Here is a 19227-nt window from a genome sequence, read left to right on the forward strand (position 1 = left end):
CATCTTCCCTTTTTCACTTGTAATAAGATGCAATGACAACAAAACACTTATATGAGACAGGGATAATCGGAAATTGCTCTTTCCTCGCTCATGTTCATAAGAATACTAATATCGCATGGCTCTGCTGGCCGCGCTTCGACAGCACTTTTATCTTCGGTTCATTGCTGGATGAAAAAAAAGGAGGGGAGTTTTCGATTCTTCCTTCCGGCGAGTATTCGTCCCATCAGTATTATCTCGAGAATACCAATGTGTTATGTACGGAGATCAGCTGCGAGAACGGTCGCTATCGTATTACAGATTTTGCGCCGCGTTTTCACCAGTATGAGCGTTTTTTTAAGCCTTTGATGCTCATTAGAAAGATTGAGGTACTTGAAGGTTCGCCGCGGATACGCGTAAAATGCGATCCTGTTGGTGACTATGGAAAAGTAAAGTTAAGAGCGCATAGAGGAAGCAATCATATAAATTACCATGGCTGCGATGATAAAATCCGTTTGACGACGAACATTCCCGTTACTTACGTATTTGAAGAAGCATTCTTTGTGCTCAATGAAACAAAATATCTGGTGCTCACTTATGGTAATCCCCTGGAAGCTCCGCTGGTAAGTACGAGTGAGAATTTTCTGAGGGAGACGGTTACTTACTGGCGGCTATGGATCAAACATTCTACAATTGCGGGTTTTCACCAGCCCTATGTGATCCGGTCAGCCCTCACGTTGAAAATACATCAGTATGAAGATACGGGCGCTATTATTGCCGCCAGTACCACCAGCCTGCCTGAAGCCGATGGCAGTGGACGGAACTGGGATTATCGTTATTGCTGGTTACGTGATACATATTATGTAATATCTGCTTTAAACCATATCGGCCACTTTGAAGAAATGGAGCATTACTTCAACTACGTAGCCGATATCTCAGTGTCGGAAGACTTCAGGTATCAGCCGTTATATCGGATTGACGGCAAAAAGGACCTTCAGGAAACTATATTAGACGACCTTTCCGGCTACAAGGGAAATAAACCGGTGAGAATAGGGAATCAGGCTTACGAGCACGTTCAGAATGATATTTACGGACAGGTGATGATTTCGTTGATGCCGCTATATACCGACCATCGTTTCGTCTTCCGTGAAAGAAAGGATTCTGATAAATGGATCGAAGCTGTTCTGGGGAAAATTGAGAGAACGATTGACGAGAAGGATGCTGGTATTTGGGAGTTCCGGAATTTCGCTAATATCCATTGTTATAGCAACCTGTTTCAATGGGCAGGCTGTTCAGCTGCAGCTAAAGTGGCGCGTACCATAAAAAACAAAGCGTTAGAAGAGAAGGCGCTCTTCCTGATGCAGAAAGCAGCAACCCATATTGAGAGTTGTTACGATCCGGTAAGGAAGGTTTATACAAATGCCACTGGCAGCTCTCATCTGGATGCGAGCACGCTTCAACTTATCATGATGAATTACCTTGATCCTTCGTCCCAGAGGGCTAAGGATCATCTGAAAGCACTGGAGGCCGAATTAAAGACGCCAAAGGGCCTGTTTTACCGGTATCTTCATGAAGACGATTTTGGCAGACCCAAAACAACTTTTTTAATCTGCGCCTTCTGGTATGTCGAAGCTTTAGCCTGTGTAGGTCGTCTCGACGACGCTATCCGCGAATTTGAGAATTTGCTGCAGTATTCAAACCACCTCATGTTGTTCAGCGAGGACGTGGACGAGGAGACCGGCTGCCAGTGGGGTAACTTTCCACAGGCATATAGTCATGTAGGCCTTATGAATGCTGCCTATAGAATTGCCGTGAAACTTGACAGGCCGGTGTTTTTATGAGTTGTGAGTTGCAGGATGTAAGTTGCGGGTTGCAGGCTCGAAAAAGTATATTACAGTGGCAGGCATAAAGCCTCCACTGTAATATACTTGTATTGTTAAACGTAAAATGAGTTTTTATTATCTTTTAAAACCAAGACTGTTAGTTGTTTAATACTTATAACATACAACCTACAATTTATTACGTATAACTTAACTCCATCTTAAACGTTCACAGATCTTTTCAATGCGAGCGACTTGAGAAGCCTTCTTACTTCCTTGTAGTCGCGGAGGAAGAAACGTGCAGCAGAAATATTACTTCCGATCTTTATGGTAAACGCCGTCTCAGGCATTACCTTGAACATATCTTCATCAGTATGATCGTCGCCCAGGGCCATCACGTAATCATAATTCATGTTGTCGAGCCATGTTGCAGCTACTTTACCCTTATTAACCTCTACGTTTTTGATCTCTATTACTTTATTGCCGGGCAGCATTTGCAATCCCCTGTCTACCGTAATGAAACGAAGCGTGTTCATCAAATCGTTGGCCCTTAATTCACCAAGACCTTCTTCTACCTTTCGGTAGTGCCAAACGAGGGAATAACTTTTTTCTTCTATAAACGACCCCGGCGTGCGGTCTACGTATGTTTCAAGTATCGGACGTATGTCCTGTTTCCACTGGTTGTACAGCCCAGGCATCTTGATCCACTCGCTGTCTTTGTGTTTTTGCCATACGCCGTGCTCCGCAATCATATCAATCGGCATTTTTCCAAACCAGTCCTCCAGTGTTTGATATTTCCTTCCGCTTACTATGACGACATGATTAGCCGGATCTGCAATAAGTTGCTGGAGTATATTGTAAAGATCCTCGTCGGGAAACGCGAGGTCGATGTTTGATTTAAACCCTACAAGTGTTCCGTCATAATCCAGAAAGATGATTCTCCTGGTCGCTCTGCTATATTGAGTTTCGATCAGTGACAGTGTTTGGTATTCCACGTGTTTAGCCTGCATGGAACCCTGCATCGCCTTGACTTCCTGGAGCCTGTCCATATAGATCTTTACCCAATGCCTGATGTTAAATTTAGACACAACTTCTCGCATTGCCTGCATCCGTCGTTGCTGTTCTTCTAAAGGCATATTAAGAGCCTCAATAATAGCCCGGTAAACCTCCCCTACGTTATTGGGGTTTACGATGACTGCGTCAATCAGTTCTTTAGCTGCCCCAGCCATTTCACTTAATATCAACACCCCCGTATTGTTTGTGCGGCTGGCAACATATTCCTTGCTAACCAGATTCATGCCGTCACGCATAGGACTTATAAGACACACCTCTGCCATTTTATAGAGTGCGGAGAGCATTTCAACAGGGAACGAGCGGTAATAATAGTTTACCGGAGTCCAGTTTAAGGTTCGATAGCGTGCGTTTATGTTCCCCACTAACTTGTCAATTTCATCCCTCAGATCCTTATATTGAGAAACAGTATCCCTCGATGGAACGACGATCATGTACAGAAATACTTTTTCAATGTATTCGGGGTTTTTCTGTAACAATATATCAAAGGCCTGAAGTCGCTGAAGAATTCCTTTACTATAGTCGAGCCGGTCGATCGAAAGGATCATTTTAGAGCTCCCAAAGGACTCCCTGAGAGCAGCTGCATTTTCCAGAACCTCGCTGCTGTCGGCAAGAGATTCGAATTTTTTGTCATCTATACCCATGGGGAAGGTTTCTGCCACCACCACTCGCTCGTTATAGCTTATCTCATTGGCCGAGGTATGTACCGGTAATATCCTTGAGACAGCACTAATAAAGTGTCGTACGTCGTCGAAGGTATGGAAGCCAAGAAGATCGGCGCCGAGCATGTTATCAAGGATCTCAGCCCGCCAGGGTATAAGCCTGAAGAGCTCGTAAGAAGGAAACGGAATATGCAGGAAGAAACCTATTGTAATGTTTGGTTGTTCCTGGCGGATCATTCCCGGCAGGAGTAAAAGCTGATAATCATGTATCCAGATCGTATCTCCCGGTTCTGCGATTTTAAATATCGCCTCTTTGAATTTTTTATTTACCTCCACATAGCTGTCCCAGTAGCTTTGCTCATATCGTGCATAGGTAGGGTGATAGTGAAAGATAGGCCAGAGCGTTTCATTAGAAAAGCCTTCATAATACAGGCTGATTTCCTCCTGTGTAAGAAATACGGGATAAAGGTTCATCTTTTCCAGCCTTGCCGTGATTTCGTCATGGTTTTCTTCATCTGCTGCCTCTATACCAGGCCAGCCCAGCCACATATTGTTTCCTTGTCTGTAAATCGAACCCAGGCCGGTGGCCAATCCTCCCTCACTTTGCCTGAATTCCATTTCTCCATTGTTATTTGTGATTTTTACAGGCAATCTGTTTGATACAATTATCGTCTTCATATTGGTCTCCTTTTCATTAAAGCGCTAAAAAGGGCTTAGTGTTTGAATAAAATGTATTTCGACGTGAAGAATGAGCTTCTTTTCTTCACTTAATAGCGTCATCAGAGCGGCGATTTCGTAATGTACGAAAAAAATACAGAATAGGGTTTTCCACATTAGTTTTCCACATTTATAGAGGAAAAAACGATTTTAATGAGAACCGATCAGGATATGCCTTGTTAATATCTTATTAATCAACTGAATGAAAAACTAAAAAATCAACTCGTCATGACACGGAACAGGGCTTTAACCATTAAGAACTGGATTAAAACTATGGGATTTGAATTAACAAAATCTCATCATCTGGATCACCGGACAAAAAAGATCAAGTATTACACTCTCGGCAACTTTGGTGTATACGAAGAAATTACACCAACGAGAACTTCTACTCACAAGAAACAGAAATTTATTTCCTGGACCCCCTGGGGAGATCATTTTGAGGTGAACTCTGTGCGCGACCTAAGTCAGGCTTATCAAAATTTCTTAACCTATAACCCTAATTAAAAAATGAAGACTATAAGCCGGAGGCCTAAGCATTGTAACGGGCTCTTCGGCTTATAGTCGTCCTTCGTTTATCGAAAGAATGTTAGTTGATCGTTTTTCCGGGTTTCAGCTGTTCGAGTTTATGCCCTAAAACCTCCGAGATTTTCCTGTAGGACTCTATCGTCCAGCCTGCTACGTGAGGGCTTAAAATGATTTTTCCGTTATCTATCAGTTCGTCAAACCATTTCTGCTGGCCTAGTGCAGGAAACTTTTCCGACTCAAGCACATCAAGTCCGGCTCCCAGGATCTTTCCTTCTTTTATCGCTTTCAATACTGCTGATGTGTTTACTATTTCGCCTCTTGCCGTATTCAGGAGAAATATCGGTTTTTTAAAGTGAAAAAGGTATTCATCATCAACCAGCTGTCGGGTTTCTCTGGTTAAGGGAATGTGCAGGCTCAGGATATCGGTATGTTTGACGATCTGCTCCATGCTGACTTCCTTTACGAACTCGTCGCCAAATCCGCTCTTATATTTATCATAAGCAATGATGTTCACATCAAAGCCCCGTAGTTTTTTAGCGAAACTGCTTCCCATGAAGCCGTATCCGATTACCCCTACCGTTTTACCACTTAGTTCAATACCCCGGTTGCCTTCCCTGTCCCAGATACCGTTTCTTATTTCCGCATCTCCCTTCCGGAGATTATTCATAAGCGACAGGAGCATCCCGATGGCGTGTTCAGCCACAGCATCCCGGTTACCTTCAGGTGCATTAAGGCATACGATGTTCTTCTGTTTCGCAGTTTGTTCATCAATGTTATCCATGCCCGCGCCGGCGCGTATGATAAACTTTAGATTTACAGCGGCTTCCATTATTTCGCTGTCGATGTTGAATTTGGTACGGATCGCAAGTCCATCATAGTCATGGATGACTGCCAGGGTTTGTTCTCTTGTATATTCAGGGAAGTCGTCTACGATATATCCAAGACTTTGCGCCTTTTCTTTAAATGCGGGGTGAAGTTTATCTGCGATGAGAATTTTAGCCATGTGTGTTACGTAAGATAGTGCGAATTTCGTGCTTCTTAATTCTTTATCTGTAAGCTGTTTGTCAGTTTCACAAAGTCGTCTACTGTCAATCGCTCCGCCCGCAGGTCAAGCACGGGATCATCTCCCATTTTGTCTTTGCTGATCAAAGACGACAGGGCATTGCGGAGGGTTTTCCGGCGCTGATTGAAGCCCGCTTTTACTACCTTCCAAAAGAAAGCCTCGTCGCAGTCAAGCTTTTCAATCTCATTCCGGGTCAGGCGGATCACGGCAGACAGAACCTTAGGAGGCGGATTAAATACTCCGGCTTTCACTGTAAACAGGTATTCTACCTTGTAATAAGCCTGTACAAAAACGCTCAGGATCCCGTATTCCTTCGATCCCGCCTTTGCGGCACATCTCTCTGCAACCTCCTTCTGGAACATGCCCACAACCTCTGGTATAATATTACGGTTATCGAGTATTTTAAATAGTATTTGTGATGAGATATTGTACGGGAAGTTTCCTATTACGCCAACCTTGCCCGAAAAAGTTGCTGGAAAGTCTAATTTCAAAAAATCCCCGTTGATCAAACGGTCTCCCAGTGAAGCGTATTTCTTCTGAAGGAATTCAAAGGACTCCTCATCGATGTCGATCATATGGGTTTGGTACTCCGATTTTTTCAGAAGGAAGTCAGATAAAATACCCATCCCTGGCCCCACTTCTAATACATCACTGTACCGCCCTGCAGGCTTTAAGCTTTCTACAATTTTTAAAGCGATATTCTTATCGGTAAGGAAATGTTGTCCTAAGTGTTTCTTCGCACGAACCATTCTGTATTTTTTAGCAGCGGGGATTGCAAACTTAGGCAAATGCTTTTATATGTGAAATATATCAAACCTATATAGAGAAACAAATTATTTAACTTCTAATCTAGTGCAAGCGCCCCAAAAGCGTTAATAAGTTAGAAGAAATAGGTACACTGAAAAGTATGGAATTGGTGGTAAGTCGCGACTATTGGAAATATGCCGTAAATATGCTAAGTTGTCCTACCCTATAATAGCGGATTGACAGGCAGTATCTCAACTTACTTATGAAAAAAACAATTTCGGTGACATTATTCGCTTTAATGTCTTTATCGGTACTTATGGCCCAAAACCAAGTTAAACCAAAGGTTTCTAATAGTCGCAATATCGATTTTATGGTTTCCGAATTACGAAGTCAGATCGAAAATAAATATTTTGACAAAGCCAAAGGGAGAATTCTTATTTCAAAACTTGACGAGATGTTAGTTAAACATTTATTGGATACTTCGTCACTCGAAAATGCGGCCGCAGCAATCACCGAGATGTTAAGGAAAGAAACGAATGACAAGCACTTTAATTTGGTTGTGCTTGATAAAAAACAGCAAGCGCAACAAGCAAAGAGCCAGGCGCAACATGTTGGTGGGGGAATCAGCGGGATCAAAGTGCTTGAAAGAAATATCGGATATTTAAAGTGGGATGCTTGTATAGATGGTGATTATTCACTCCAGAAGATAAAAAATGCGCTAACCTTTTTGGAAAACTGCTCCGCTTTAATAATCGATATCAGCGATAACCCTGGAGGCGGGGGGCAAAGTGGGGCTTATTTTAACTCGTTACTTTATTCATCCACCGCGTATCAAAAACTTTTAATAAAAAGGTGTACAGGGGATTCAGCCTGGCATCAAAGTGAAGTTGTTTACAATAATAGTGAGTATAAAAAGTATCATAAGGTGCCAATCTACGTATTGATATCAAATCAAACGGCCTCAGCTGCGGAGTATTTTGCGCTAACGGTAAAAGAAACCAAAAGAGGTAAAGTCTTGGGTCAAACTAGCGCTGGAGCCGGAAATCCGGGATTTTGGAACATTTTCAGCTTGAGTGAATCTGAAACAAGCTTTTACATGTTCATCCCCTCGTGTCAAATAACGACAAAAAAAGGATTTTCTATAGAAGGTATTGGTGTTACACCTGATATTGAGCTTAAATCATCAGACAGGATAAAAGAAACATTGGAATATATACTGTCTAAGGGTCAATTAAAGAAAAACCCGAAATAAGTATCCCTGCCTTCCATCTGCAGAGAAATGGCTTAACTGATGAAGTCGCTGAATTTACTGTCAGATACGATATGATAATTATTTACAAAATAGTTAATTTGCGAAAATTCTCTCACAGCGTAGTAGCAGAATAAATAGATATGAGTGAAAAAATCAAAATAGGTATTTCAATAGGCGACATTAACGGCATCGGTCTGGAAATCATATTAAAGACCCTTGCAGATAACCAGATATACGATTACTGTACTCCCATAGTGTATGGTACTACTAAGGTTGCATCTTTTTATAGGAAATCGCTGGCATTAGGTGATTTTAGCTTTAACGTGATCACCAGGCCCGACATGGCAAGTGCAAAACGTCCGAATATGATTAACTGCTGGGAAGAAGATGTAAAAATAGAGCCGGGTGTTGCTAATGGGACGGGGGGCAAATATGCTTTTATTTCTCTGGAACGCGCTGTAAACGACTTGCATGAGGGACAGCTTGATGCGCTTGTAACGGCGCCGATCAATAAACATAATATTCAAAGCGAGAGCTTTAACTTTCCCGGACACACCGAATATATCCAGCACAGAACAGGAGCGGCCGATTCTCTGATGTTTCTCGTAGGCGAAGACCTGAAAGTTGGCGTAGTTACCGGGCATGTTCCACTGGCCGACATCTCACGACATATCACCAAAGAAGCCATTGTGTCTAAGCTTCAGTTAATGAAGGAAAGTCTGAAAACCGATTTTTGGGTACAGAAGCCTAAAATTGCCGTGCTGGGGCTAAATCCCCATGCCAGCGATAATGGATTAATTGGCTCGGAGGAAAAAGAAATCATTATCCCCGCTATAGAAGACGCAAACGAAAAAGGCATCTTTGCATTTGGCCCTTATGCTGCCGATGGGTTTTTTGGTAATAGCTCTCATAATCAGTTTGATGCAGTACTGGCTATGTATCACGACCAGGGACTAATTCCCTTCAAATACATTGAGTTTCATAATGGGGTGAACTTTACAGCAGGCCTGCCGGTAGTCAGAACATCGCCTGATCACGGAACGGGATATGACATTGCCGGTAAAAACCTGGCTTCAGAAAATTCATTCAGAGAAGCGCTTTTTATGGCTGTAAAGATTGTTAAGCGCCGTCGTGAGACAGCCGAACTTACTGCAAACCCTTTGAAGATCAGTAAACTTTCGAAGGACCGCGACTAAGGAGCAAGGATAGTACTTGTTCCTCTGGAAAATCTCTACATTTGCTAAATCGTTTTTAAGTTGTTCTCAGAATAATACGGGTACCGTTAATTTAAAAAGTGTGAAACAAGGGGCAGATTTTGGACAGGAATGGTCTGTTTTCATTCTTACAGAAAACGAGAAGGCCTATCACGAGTTGTATTCGCACTATTATCACTACCTCTCTTTTGTCGGATTTAAAAAGGGGGTGGATACAGTCAAGGTAAAGGACTGTATAAACGACCTTTTTCTTTATCTATGGGAAAATCGCGAAAGGCTGGTTCATGTTAAAGACCATCACAATTACATCGTAACGGCCTTTCTTCGAAAGCTTCTCCGTAAGGAGAATTTTAGCGAGGCGTATAGCATCGAAGAGTATGATCTCCCGGATTATACGGCAACACCCTCTGTTGAGACTCTGTACATCAGGCAGAATGTCCGGGAGGACGTAAGCAGAGTGCTGAAAACCTATGTAGATCAGCTCCCCGAACGGCAGCGAACGATGATCTATCAAAAGTTTTATTTGGGATTGTCTTATAAGGAAATCTCCAATCTGAATGGGATTTCAGTGAACACTGTTTATAACACCATCTATAAAGCCGTAGACAAACTGAAGTTACTCATGGCTAAAGAGCACCTTAGTATGCTCTCGATTGCCGTTTCGGCGCTTTCATTATTTTTTTTATTTTTTTTTCAAAATCAGTAGTGAAAAAGGAAGGCATGCCGCTCTATTGTTGGATTAGCACTAACAGGGCATGCCAGACAAAGACATCTCACATCTCATTCATGACGAAAGCTTTTTAAATTATTGCTTTTCCCGCAATGTAGACGATATTCGTCACTGGGAGGAATGGCTTGTTGAGAATCCAGAGCATAGGAATGAAGTCGAAGATCTTAAGAGCCTGGTCATCCTGTTAGCCCACGAATCGAAGATCACAGAATCTGAAGAGCAGTTTTCTTTATTGAAACAAAGAATATCTTCTGCCGGGGGCCGCACTGATGCGAAAAGCTTCAGGTTACGTTCGCTATTCGTAAAACTGTCGCTGGCGGCATCATTCCTGCTTATTTGTGCTGCAGGGATAGCGATTTACCAAAGCCGGCGAACAAGCACAACACTAAAGGTCAGTCAGCATAGTAAAACGGAGATCGGCCCCGGCGGTAATAAGGCTTTCCTTACGCTGGCAAACGGTAGAAAAATATCTCTTACAGATGCTGCTAATGGAGCAATAGCACAACAGGCGGGTATAGTTATAACAAAGGCTGGCGACGGGAGGCTGATCTACTCTGTAGCTGATGCTGAACCTTCTCTGAAGGAAGTTGCTTATAATACAATTGAAACGCCGAGGGGTGGCCAATACGAAGTTCGCCTGCCCGATGGATCCACTGCATGGCTTAACGCAGCATCGTCCTTGAAATACCCTTTAAATTTTGAAGGGGCCGGTGAGCGTCGCGTGGAACTAAAGGGAGAGGGTTATTTTGAGGTGGCGAAAGATAAGGATCGTCCCTTTATAGTAAAAACAGGATACCAGGAGGTAATAGTACTGGGGACCCACTTTAATATTAAAGCTTACAGTGATGAACAGAACACCAGCACTACTCTGCTGGAGGGAAGTGTAATGGTGAGTGAAACCGGTTCCGGTCGGAGTAAGCTGCTCAGGCCTGGCCAGCAGTCTGATATTTTCAGTAATAACAGCGAAATCCACGTTTCTAATGTAAACCCTTCAGAAGTAATAGCCTGGAAAAGCGGCTACTTCATATTTGACAATCAGGATATCGCCAGTATAATGAGAGTTATAAGCCGGTGGTATGATGTTGATGTAGCGTATAATGGCTATAATAAAGAGGAACGCTTCGGTGGTACGTTTTCCCGCTCGGCGAACCTTTCTGAAATATTGGAAAATCTGGAATCCCTGGGGAAAATTGATCTTAAAATAAAAGGAAGGAGGGTGATTATTTCAAACAAATACTAAACAAGCATTACTATGTGGATTGTAAGGAACTTACACGCTGCCTAACCTGTCAAGTTAACCATTATTAGACATTAAATTATTATTCTGATGGAAAAAATAACATAAAGAATCGGAACGATTATCCAAAGATCCAGGAGCGTTTGGTCCCGCCCCTGGAGAACAGCTGAGCTGTATTAGGATAATTAATTAATTGCAACGAACAATCAATTTTAATTAAATCTAACATTCAAATGTATAAAAAATTTACTGAACTGGTGTTCAGGAGTAGGCCTGGCATATTATCCAATATACTCTTAAAAATGAAACTAACCATTGTTATAGTATTGGCGGTTTTCCTGCAACTCGAGGCCTCAACAACGAGTGCGCAGAAAATAAGCTTGAAGGTTGAGAATGCGCCTTTAAAGAAAGTGGTGGCCTTGATAAGACAACAAACTGACTTTGATTTTCTTTACAATAATATCTCGCTGAAGGACTTGAAGCCTATAACGCTCAACGTTATTAATGAAGATCTGAGCAGCGTTTTAGAACAGTGTTTTGCCGGGCAGCCACTTAAATATACCATTAATCGCAAAACGATACTTATAACCGGCAAGCCTGCAGCCCAGCCCGGCGACAGGAAAATAACAGGCCGCATTACCGATTCTAAGGGGCAGTCTTTGCCTGGAGCGAGTGTAACCGTTGTAGGAACGAACGTAAGTGCAACTACTGATGCCGATGGTCGTTATGAAATCCGTGCTTCCGACAAAGACGTTGTTTTAAGATTTACGTTCATTGGTTTTAATACCGTAGAGGTAGAAGCTAAAGCCGGAAGCAAGAATATCTTCGACGTCGTTCTTGAGGAGAAGGTGAACATGTTAAATGAACTGGTTGTAGTTGGATATGGCGAACAGCGGAAGATCAGTAATATAGGTTCACAATCCAGCCTGAAAATGAAGGATATAAAAACGCCTTCAGCCAGTTTATCTACGGTATTAGCGGGACGGCTTTCAGGAGTGGTTGCCGTTCAGCGTACAGGGGAACCAGGCAAGGACGGCGCTGATATCTGGATCCGGGGGATTTCTACTCCCAATTCGTCAAGCCCCCTGGTTCTTGTAGACGGGGTTGAGCGAGGCTTTAACGATATAGACCCTGAAGATATTGAATCTTTAACCGTACTTAAGGACGCGTCTGCCACTGCTGTATATGGCGTGAGAGGTGCCAACGGCGTTATCCTTATAAAAACGAAACCAGGAAAAATCGGCAAGCCAACGGTTAGTACCGACTACTATGAATCAATTACGAGTTTTACCAAAAGAGTTGACCTCTCGAATGGTATTACCTATATGAACGCCGTGAATGAAGCCCTGGCAAACAGCGGCCAGCAACCTAAATATTCGCAGTCGGTGGTGAACAACACGCTTAATAATGTCGATCCTTACTTATACCCAAATGTAAGCTGGCTCGACGAGATATTTAACGACTGGGGACATAACCGCCGTGCGAATGTGAATGTAAGAGGTGGTAGCGCTAATGCAAATTATTATGCATCGGTTAGCTACTACAATGAAACGGGCCTGATGAAGACCGATAATATAGAGAACTATAACTCGAAGATTAACTTCAATCGTTATAACTTCACGACCAACCTTAATTTAAAGGTAACGGAGTCGACCTCTGTAGATATTGGAGCCCAGGGATATCTTGGAGAAGGAAACTATCCTGCGATATCTTCAGCTGACATCTATTCTGCGGCGATGGAAATTACGCCGGTAGACTATCCCAAGATGTTCTACGTGAACGGCAAAGCATATGTGCCTGGGCTTAACCCAAATGGGGGCTACCGGAATCCTTATGCTGATGCTACCCGGAGAGGCTTCAGCAATCAGACGCGAAACCAGATCTATTCTAACCTGAGGGTAACGCAGGACTTAGGCGCCCTGACTCCCGGGTTGAAGCTTTCGGGTATGTTTGCTTACGACGTGTATAATAATGTCAGCATCAATCAGGGTAAAAGAGAATCTACCTTTTATTTCGCCAACCGCGACGTTCCTTACGATCTTGACAATCAACCTATATTAGTCCAGACCTATGCCGGCTCAGACGTTTTAGGATTCAGCCAGCGATCCGACGATAATAATAAAAAGACTTATCTCGAGGCTTCCCTTACATACGACAGATCCTTTGGCAAACATCGCGTTGGAGCGCTGGCGCTGTTTAATGAACAGAGCAGGCTTCTTTATCCGGTCGGGTCGCTCGAATCGTCTATCCCATACAGGATGATGGGAGTTGCCGGACGCGCTACTTACTCATGGGACGACCGTTATTTTGCCGAGTTTAATATCGGATACAATGGATCCGAGAACTTCGCTCCAAACAAACGCTTCGGAACGTTCCCCGCGTTTGGCATAGGATGGGTTCCTTCAAATGAAAAATTCTGGGAACCGCTGAAGAACGTAGTGTCATTCCTGAAAATCCGCTATACCGATGGTAAGATAGGTAACAGCAATGTATCCGACCGACGCTTTATGTTCCTTGAGCAAATGGAGTATAATGGTGATTTCGGATATAACTGGGGAAGCAATAACGGTAAAACCAGCGGTGTTAAGGTAAATAATAACGCTGTAAATATAGGTTGGGAAGAATCGCGCAAGCAGGACCTGGGCATTGACCTGAAGTTGATGAGAGACGAACTGTCGATCATTTTCGACTTGTTTAAAGAACATCGCACCGACATTTTATTGAAAAGAAATGAATCCATCCCTTCGTTTTTGGGATATATGTCTGATCCTTACGGCAACGTAGGCGTGGTGGATAATAAGGGCTTTGACTCGTCGCTGGAGTATAACAAACGCATCAGTGCGAACTGGTCGGTATCCGTTAGAGGAAACTTCACCTTTAATAAAGATAAATGGGTCGACAGCGACCAGCCGGATCAGCGTTATCCCTGGATGAATAAGGCCGGGAGTAATTTAAATGCCCGGAGGGGATATATTGCTGACGGTCTTTATTCGCAGGAAGAAGTTGATGATATCAGAAGGTGGGAATCTCTGAATTCGTCAGACAGGGCTGATATTCTGAGGCCATTTCCGGTGCAATTTGCCGAAGTAAAAGCAGGAGATATTAAATATAAAGATCTGAACGGCGACGGGAGGATAGATGCATACGACCAGTCGTATATCGGCAGGGGCGATGTTCCTAAAATGATCTATGGCTTCGGGTTTAATACCACCTATAAGCAATTCTCGCTGGGACTGTTGTTTCAGGGGGTAAAGGATGCCGACAGGATGTTGAATGGTAATAGCATTAATCCCTTCAGAGGCGATGGTGGTGGCGGTAACCTGTTCTCAAATATTGACGACCGTTGGACGATCGATAACCCCGCTCAGGATGTATTCTATCCACGTCTGGCTTACGGTTCTGACCAGACCAGTAACATCAATAATTTCCAGACAAGTACCTGGTGGCAGAAAGACGTTAGTTTCTTAAGATTAAAGACAATGCAGATCTCCTATAATCTGCCTCAAAGATGGATTAAGCGGGCTAATCTTAAAAATGCTTCCGTTTATATGATGGGCACCAATCTCTTCACTTTAAGTAAATTCAAGTTGTGGGATCCGGAACTGAACACGAATAACGGGACAAAATATCCCAACATCTCAACTTACTCAATGGGAGTAAACTTCTCTTTTTAAATCAGATCATTATGAAAAAAATATATATAGTACTGGGGATGCTTTCTTTAATTCTGAGTACTTCCTGTAAAAAATATCTCGATCAGGTTCCTACAGACAGGCTGTCGATGGAGAAGATCTTTGAAACCAGGGAATCGACAAGACAGTACCTGGCCAGCGTTTACACGTATATACCCGACGAATATAACCAGAGGCAGTTGCAGGAGGGGGAAATCTTTAAGACTTATGGCCCCTGGACCGCCGCAAGTGACGAGGCTGAATATACATGGACTTTCGTTCTGAGCCATCTATGGAATAATAATACCATTACAGCTACCGAAGGCTTCATTGGAAGGCGCTGGAAAAGCTGGTATACCGGCATTCATACTGCAACAAAATTTATAACCTACGCGCCCTCGTGCCCGGAGCTGTCTGAGACAACAAAAAATCAATGGATTGCTGAAGCTCGTGCGCTTCGGGCTATTTATTATTTCTATCTTGTTAGAGCCTACGGACCTGTCCCTGTTATAGGTGATGTTATTTCGCAGGATACTCCGCTGGGTGAGCTTCAGATCCCGAGAAGCACAAGCGACGAATGTTTTGATTACATCATATCGGAACTTAGACGTGCTGTGAATGAAGGCCTGGTAGAGCATGTTTCGCAGGAAGGCAATCCGAGCAGTGAAGGATACGGAAGGATTGACCGCACTGTAGCGCGCGCTTTCATTATTGAAGCGATGATGTTCCGTGCAAGCCCCTTGTTCAATGGTGGTAATCAGCAGTATGCAGGCCTCACTAACCCGGATGGAACGAAACTGTTTCCAACGCTATCTGACGCTGATAAAAAAGCAAGATGGAAGGCAGCTGCCGATGAAGCAGCCAGCTTTATCGCTGATTACGTTCCTCGCTTTTATGATTTACAACGTGAATATACTAATGGCGTGCTCGACCCTTATTTGTCATACCGCGCAGCTACCCGTGGAGCGTATACTAAATTATCGAGCTATACCGAGCTGATATTTTACAGGATAGGAACTTCTTCCGGAACCATGCAGTACGACCGGACTCCCAATCATAAAGGTGTTAACAACGACTATAAAGGAGGAGGTGCATTAGGTGCCACTCAGGAAATGGTTGATGCCTACTTTATGGCCAACGGTCAGCTGCCGGTAACAGGTTACGAATCCGATGGTAAAACTCCGGTTATTAACGCTGCATCAGGTTATTCAGAAACAGGCAAAATAAGCGCTGATTACAAGGATCCCGTATCAGGCAGAGTACTGGCACCCTCAAATACCAGCAGGATGTATTACAACAGGGAACCCCGCTTCTATGCCGGCATTACATTCTCTGGTCAGAAGTGGCTGTATGATAAAGATGGAGCGATCTATACAGATATGACCTACTCCGGAAATGCCGGTAAACTTCAGGGCGTGAATGACTTTTCAAAAACAGGATATGTGGTAAGAAAATCAGCTCCCGAAGGGCCGAGAGGAACAGAAGACCGTGTTTGTATCTTGTTGCGTTTAGCTCAGGTATACCTGAATTACGTGGAGGCATTGAACGAATCTGATCCTTCTAATCCCGACATCCTCAAATACCTTAATCTGATAAGAGAAAGAGCGGGTATCCCCAAGTACGGAACAGGTGCCAATGCGCTGCCGGTTCCTGCTGCTGGACAGGAGATGGCTAAGGCGATAATGGCCGAAAGACGGGTGGAACTGGCTTTCGAAAATAGTCGTTTCTTCGACGTCAGACGATGGGGTACTGCCGAGCAGAATCAAAACAAGGCGATCTATGGGATGAACGTTGAAGCCGATGGTGATAACTTCTATAAGAGAACGAAAGTAGAGGACCGTGTATTTGACAAAAGGCAATACTTCTTCCCTATACCGCAAAGCGAGATAGATATAGATAAGGCCCTGGTTCAAAATCCCGGGTATTGAGAGTAGTAAGTTATAAGTGATAAGTAGTAAGTTATAAGTAATTGCTTAACAGCATAGCTGACTTACAAAATAACTCAAGAATCAAAATGAACAAATATAAGAACCCGATGATAAGCTTTTTTTATTGTCTTACAGTGGTTGTGATGTCGTTCTTTTCCAGCTGTAACGAGGCTGATGATGACAAACCATATACACCTGATTACGACGTTGTGCCTCAATATACCGCAGCAGATGTGGATACTGCATTTAATGCCTTCAACCGTCACCTGTTTGATCCGACAAGGAAACTCTATTACAGGGACTCCGGAAAGCCCACGGCCGTTGGCGCCATCTGGACCCAGGCGGTTTACTGGGATATGGCAATGAATGCTTACAAAAGAACGAAAAGCCCTCAGCATCGCCAGCTGATAGAAGACATATACACCGGCTGCGGCAACTACTATGCTAACTACGACTGGAATACCAAGCCCCAGGTATGGTTTATCTACGACGATATTATGTGGTGGGTTATTTCTATGGCAAGAGCCTATGAGATAACCGGTGAGCAGAAATATCTCGATCATTCTATCTCCGGATTCCACAGGGTATGGTATGGAGCACCCGGTATAGACAATGGATCTTACGACGCTGTAAACGGCGGTATGTTATGGGACTGGCATGATGCAGCTAAAGGGAAGATGTCGTGCATAAATTATCCTACCGTAATTGCAGCGATGACCTTATATAACATCACCAAAAATGCAGATTATCTGAGCAAGGCTAAAGAAATATACCAATGGTCGCATGATAACCTATTTGATAGCAGGACAGGCCGTGTGGCCGATTCCAAGCATGGCGGAAACTCCCCCAACTGGACAACGCATACCTACAATCAGGCGACCTGCATAGGCGCTGCTGTAATGCTATACAAGGAGACCGGCGAGCAACGGTATCTGGATGATGCAGTCCTTACAGCAGATTATACTAAAAATACCATGTCGGGTAAGCTCCAGATACTCCCATATGAGGGTGGTGAAGAGCAGGGAATATACCATGCTATCCTCGGGCAATATATGATCAGGCTCATTGAAGATTGTAACAAGCCCGAATACCTGCCCTGGCTGCGCCGAAGTATCAATTACGGCTGGAAGAACAGGGATGCTGTACGTAAACTAACTACGAAGAATTTTATAGCGCCTACCCCTTCGAACGAACCAATTTCATGCTATGATGCCAGTGGCGTTGTGGCGTTAATGCAGGTTTGCCCTCCTGAATCAAAGTAAATGTTCTGCAATTCAATGAACTTAAAATATTGTTATGAATAGTAAATTCAAAAATATATCAGCATTACTGCCCCTGTCGTATATGTTAGTGCTGGCAGTCCTGCTTGGCTTAGCGGGCTGCTCCAAGGATTCCAAAAAAGAGGAAACCCGTCCAACCGACCCGAATGTCGAAAAACTGGATAGTTATGTGAAGAATCTTACAGCACTCCGTGACACCTCTGTTTACGGTACCTACACGGGAATGTACCCCCAGGAAAGTAAGGAGATTTTGACACCCGTTATAAGTGAAGCGAATAAACTGATCCTGCTGATAAAGTATGGAGACACCCCGCCTTCTCATGCAGATATCGAGCAGTGTTACGTTAAGCTTGAAAAAGCTGGCACTGATTTTAAGGCTTCCAAACGAACCGAAGATGCGGTGATCCCCGCAGAACTCTTTGTTAATGGCATGAACGGGGGATATATCGACTTTGGCAGTAGTCCTGAGTATTCGGTCTTCGGAAACCCGGGGAGTCAGCAGTTTACGGTAGAGACCTGGTTTAAATTTACGAACATCAACGGCTTTGGTGCAGCGATTACCACGTTTTACGAAAATGGCGGAAGCCGTGTAAGAAAAGGTTGGATGATTAACCATTTTGATAATCAAAGACTGAGAATGTCGTATTCAATGAGTGCCTATGATAATATGCTCGAACCGGGAGCCGATCTTCCGATGTCGGGTTTTGGCAATACCTGGGTACATTTTGCTGCGGTGTATAATGATAATGGGTTCAACGGCGAAAGAGATGGCAATGGCAATCTCATAGTGATTAAAGTTTACAGAAACGGTGAGCTGGTGAGTACGGCCACCAAAAGGAATTCGAGTGATAAATATGTGGGTAATGATCTGCCGATATCTATGACTGCATTCCTGGAAATCAGATCAGATGGAAGTACTACCCGGAAAATCGCCGGCTACATAAAGGATTTCCACATTTGGAAGACAGCAAAAACAGCAGTGGAGATCAATCAACTGAAGAATAAAGAAATAATAGTTAGTGGAACAGAAACGGATCTCGCATGTGGCTGGGATTTCAGCAAGACAGTGAGGGATGACAACAATATCCGTGACCTTACCGGCCGGCATTCTGCGCGGCTGATCGGTGAGCACAGGTGGGATTTGAAATAGTTGTTATTTAAGATAATGGGAGGGGGCATCGGTTGATAGACTGGTCCCCCTTTCTTCGTTTTATTAGCATCCTATAGCGGGAATATTCTACCAGATACTCGACGCGCACGTGCTATCTCTATGCTGCCCCATGGTATCCCCATGGTATCCCCATGCTATCCCCTGATCCTCCCCTGATTATGAA

13 protein-coding genes are annotated in these 19227 nt (G+C 43.7%); 10 read left to right on the forward strand and 3 right to left on the reverse strand.

What is annotated here, in order from left to right:
- Positions 1-32: 32 nt before the first annotated feature.
- Positions 33-1817 carry a glycoside hydrolase family 15 protein gene (locus BDE36_RS04455; protein WP_141813889.1) on the forward strand — a complete coding sequence of 595 codons (1785 nt, stop codon included), beginning with the start codon at positions 33-35 and terminating at the stop codon, positions 1815-1817.
- Positions 1818-2017: 200 nt separating this feature from the next.
- On the opposite strand, the gene BDE36_RS04460 is transcribed toward BDE36_RS04455, so the two are convergent.
- Complete coding sequence (locus tag BDE36_RS04460; protein ID WP_141813890.1) at positions 2018-4207, reverse strand: bifunctional alpha,alpha-trehalose-phosphate synthase (UDP-forming)/trehalose-phosphatase; 2190 nt, start codon at positions 4205-4207, stop codon at positions 2018-2020.
- A 267-nt stretch (positions 4208-4474) separates the two neighbouring features.
- On the opposite strand from BDE36_RS04460, the gene BDE36_RS04465 reads away from it, so the two are divergent.
- Positions 4475-4750, forward strand: a complete 276-nt coding sequence (locus tag BDE36_RS04465) for a hypothetical protein (RefSeq protein ID WP_141813891.1) — start codon at positions 4475-4477, stop codon at positions 4748-4750.
- A gap of 82 nt (positions 4751-4832) precedes the next feature.
- On the opposite strand, the gene BDE36_RS04470 is transcribed toward BDE36_RS04465, so the two are convergent.
- Together BDE36_RS04470 and rsmA are read right to left on the reverse strand one after the other, a co-directional pair.
- On the reverse strand, positions 4833-5774 hold the full coding sequence (locus BDE36_RS04470) for a 2-hydroxyacid dehydrogenase (RefSeq protein ID WP_141813892.1): 942 nt from the start codon (positions 5772-5774) through the stop codon (positions 4833-4835).
- A 35-nt stretch (positions 5775-5809) separates the two neighbouring features.
- The gene (rsmA, locus tag BDE36_RS04475; protein ID WP_141813893.1) at positions 5810-6583 is read right to left on the reverse strand and encodes a 16S rRNA (adenine(1518)-N(6)/adenine(1519)-N(6))-dimethyltransferase RsmA; all 774 of its coding nucleotides are present in this window, start codon (positions 6581-6583) and stop codon (positions 5810-5812) included.
- Positions 6584-6843: 260 nt separating this feature from the next.
- On the opposite strand from rsmA, the gene BDE36_RS04480 reads away from it, so the two are divergent.
- The 8 genes from BDE36_RS04480 to BDE36_RS04515 all read left to right on the forward strand — a co-directional run bounded on the left by BDE36_RS04480 (position 6844) and on the right by BDE36_RS04515 (position 19043).
- The gene (locus BDE36_RS04480; RefSeq protein ID WP_141813894.1) at positions 6844-7833 is read left to right on the forward strand and encodes a S41 family peptidase; all 990 of its coding nucleotides are present in this window, start codon (positions 6844-6846) and stop codon (positions 7831-7833) included.
- A gap of 140 nt (positions 7834-7973) precedes the next feature.
- A complete protein-coding gene (pdxA, locus tag BDE36_RS04485; RefSeq protein ID WP_141813895.1) occupies positions 7974-9029 on the forward strand; it encodes a 4-hydroxythreonine-4-phosphate dehydrogenase PdxA in 1056 nt (351 codons plus the stop codon).
- 100 nt (positions 9030-9129) lie between these two features.
- Positions 9130-9753 carry an RNA polymerase sigma factor gene (locus BDE36_RS04490; RefSeq protein WP_161987536.1) on the forward strand — a complete coding sequence of 208 codons (624 nt, stop codon included), beginning with the start codon at positions 9130-9132 and terminating at the stop codon, positions 9751-9753.
- A gap of 49 nt (positions 9754-9802) precedes the next feature.
- Positions 9803-11017 (forward strand): FecR family protein, encoded by a 1215-nt coding sequence (locus BDE36_RS04495; protein WP_141813897.1) that lies wholly within the window; start codon positions 9803-9805, stop codon positions 11015-11017.
- Between the two features lie 299 nt (positions 11018-11316).
- The gene (locus tag BDE36_RS04500; RefSeq protein WP_141813898.1) at positions 11317-14688 is read left to right on the forward strand and encodes a TonB-dependent receptor; all 3372 of its coding nucleotides are present in this window, start codon (positions 11317-11319) and stop codon (positions 14686-14688) included.
- Between the two features lie 11 nt (positions 14689-14699).
- Positions 14700-16613 (forward strand): RagB/SusD family nutrient uptake outer membrane protein, encoded by a 1914-nt coding sequence (locus tag BDE36_RS04505; RefSeq protein ID WP_141813899.1) that lies wholly within the window; start codon positions 14700-14702, stop codon positions 16611-16613.
- Between the two features lie 86 nt (positions 16614-16699).
- Positions 16700-17875, forward strand: a complete 1176-nt coding sequence (locus tag BDE36_RS04510; RefSeq protein WP_202618081.1) for a glycoside hydrolase family 76 protein — start codon at positions 16700-16702, stop codon at positions 17873-17875.
- Between the two features lie 34 nt (positions 17876-17909).
- Positions 17910-19043, forward strand: a complete 1134-nt coding sequence (locus BDE36_RS04515; RefSeq protein WP_141813900.1) for a DUF4972 domain-containing protein — start codon at positions 17910-17912, stop codon at positions 19041-19043.
- Positions 19044-19227: the final 184 nt, after the last annotated feature.

The sequence above is a fragment of the Arcticibacter tournemirensis genome (assembly GCF_006716645.1).
Lineage (GTDB): Bacteria > Bacteroidota > Bacteroidia > Sphingobacteriales > Sphingobacteriaceae > Arcticibacter > Arcticibacter tournemirensis.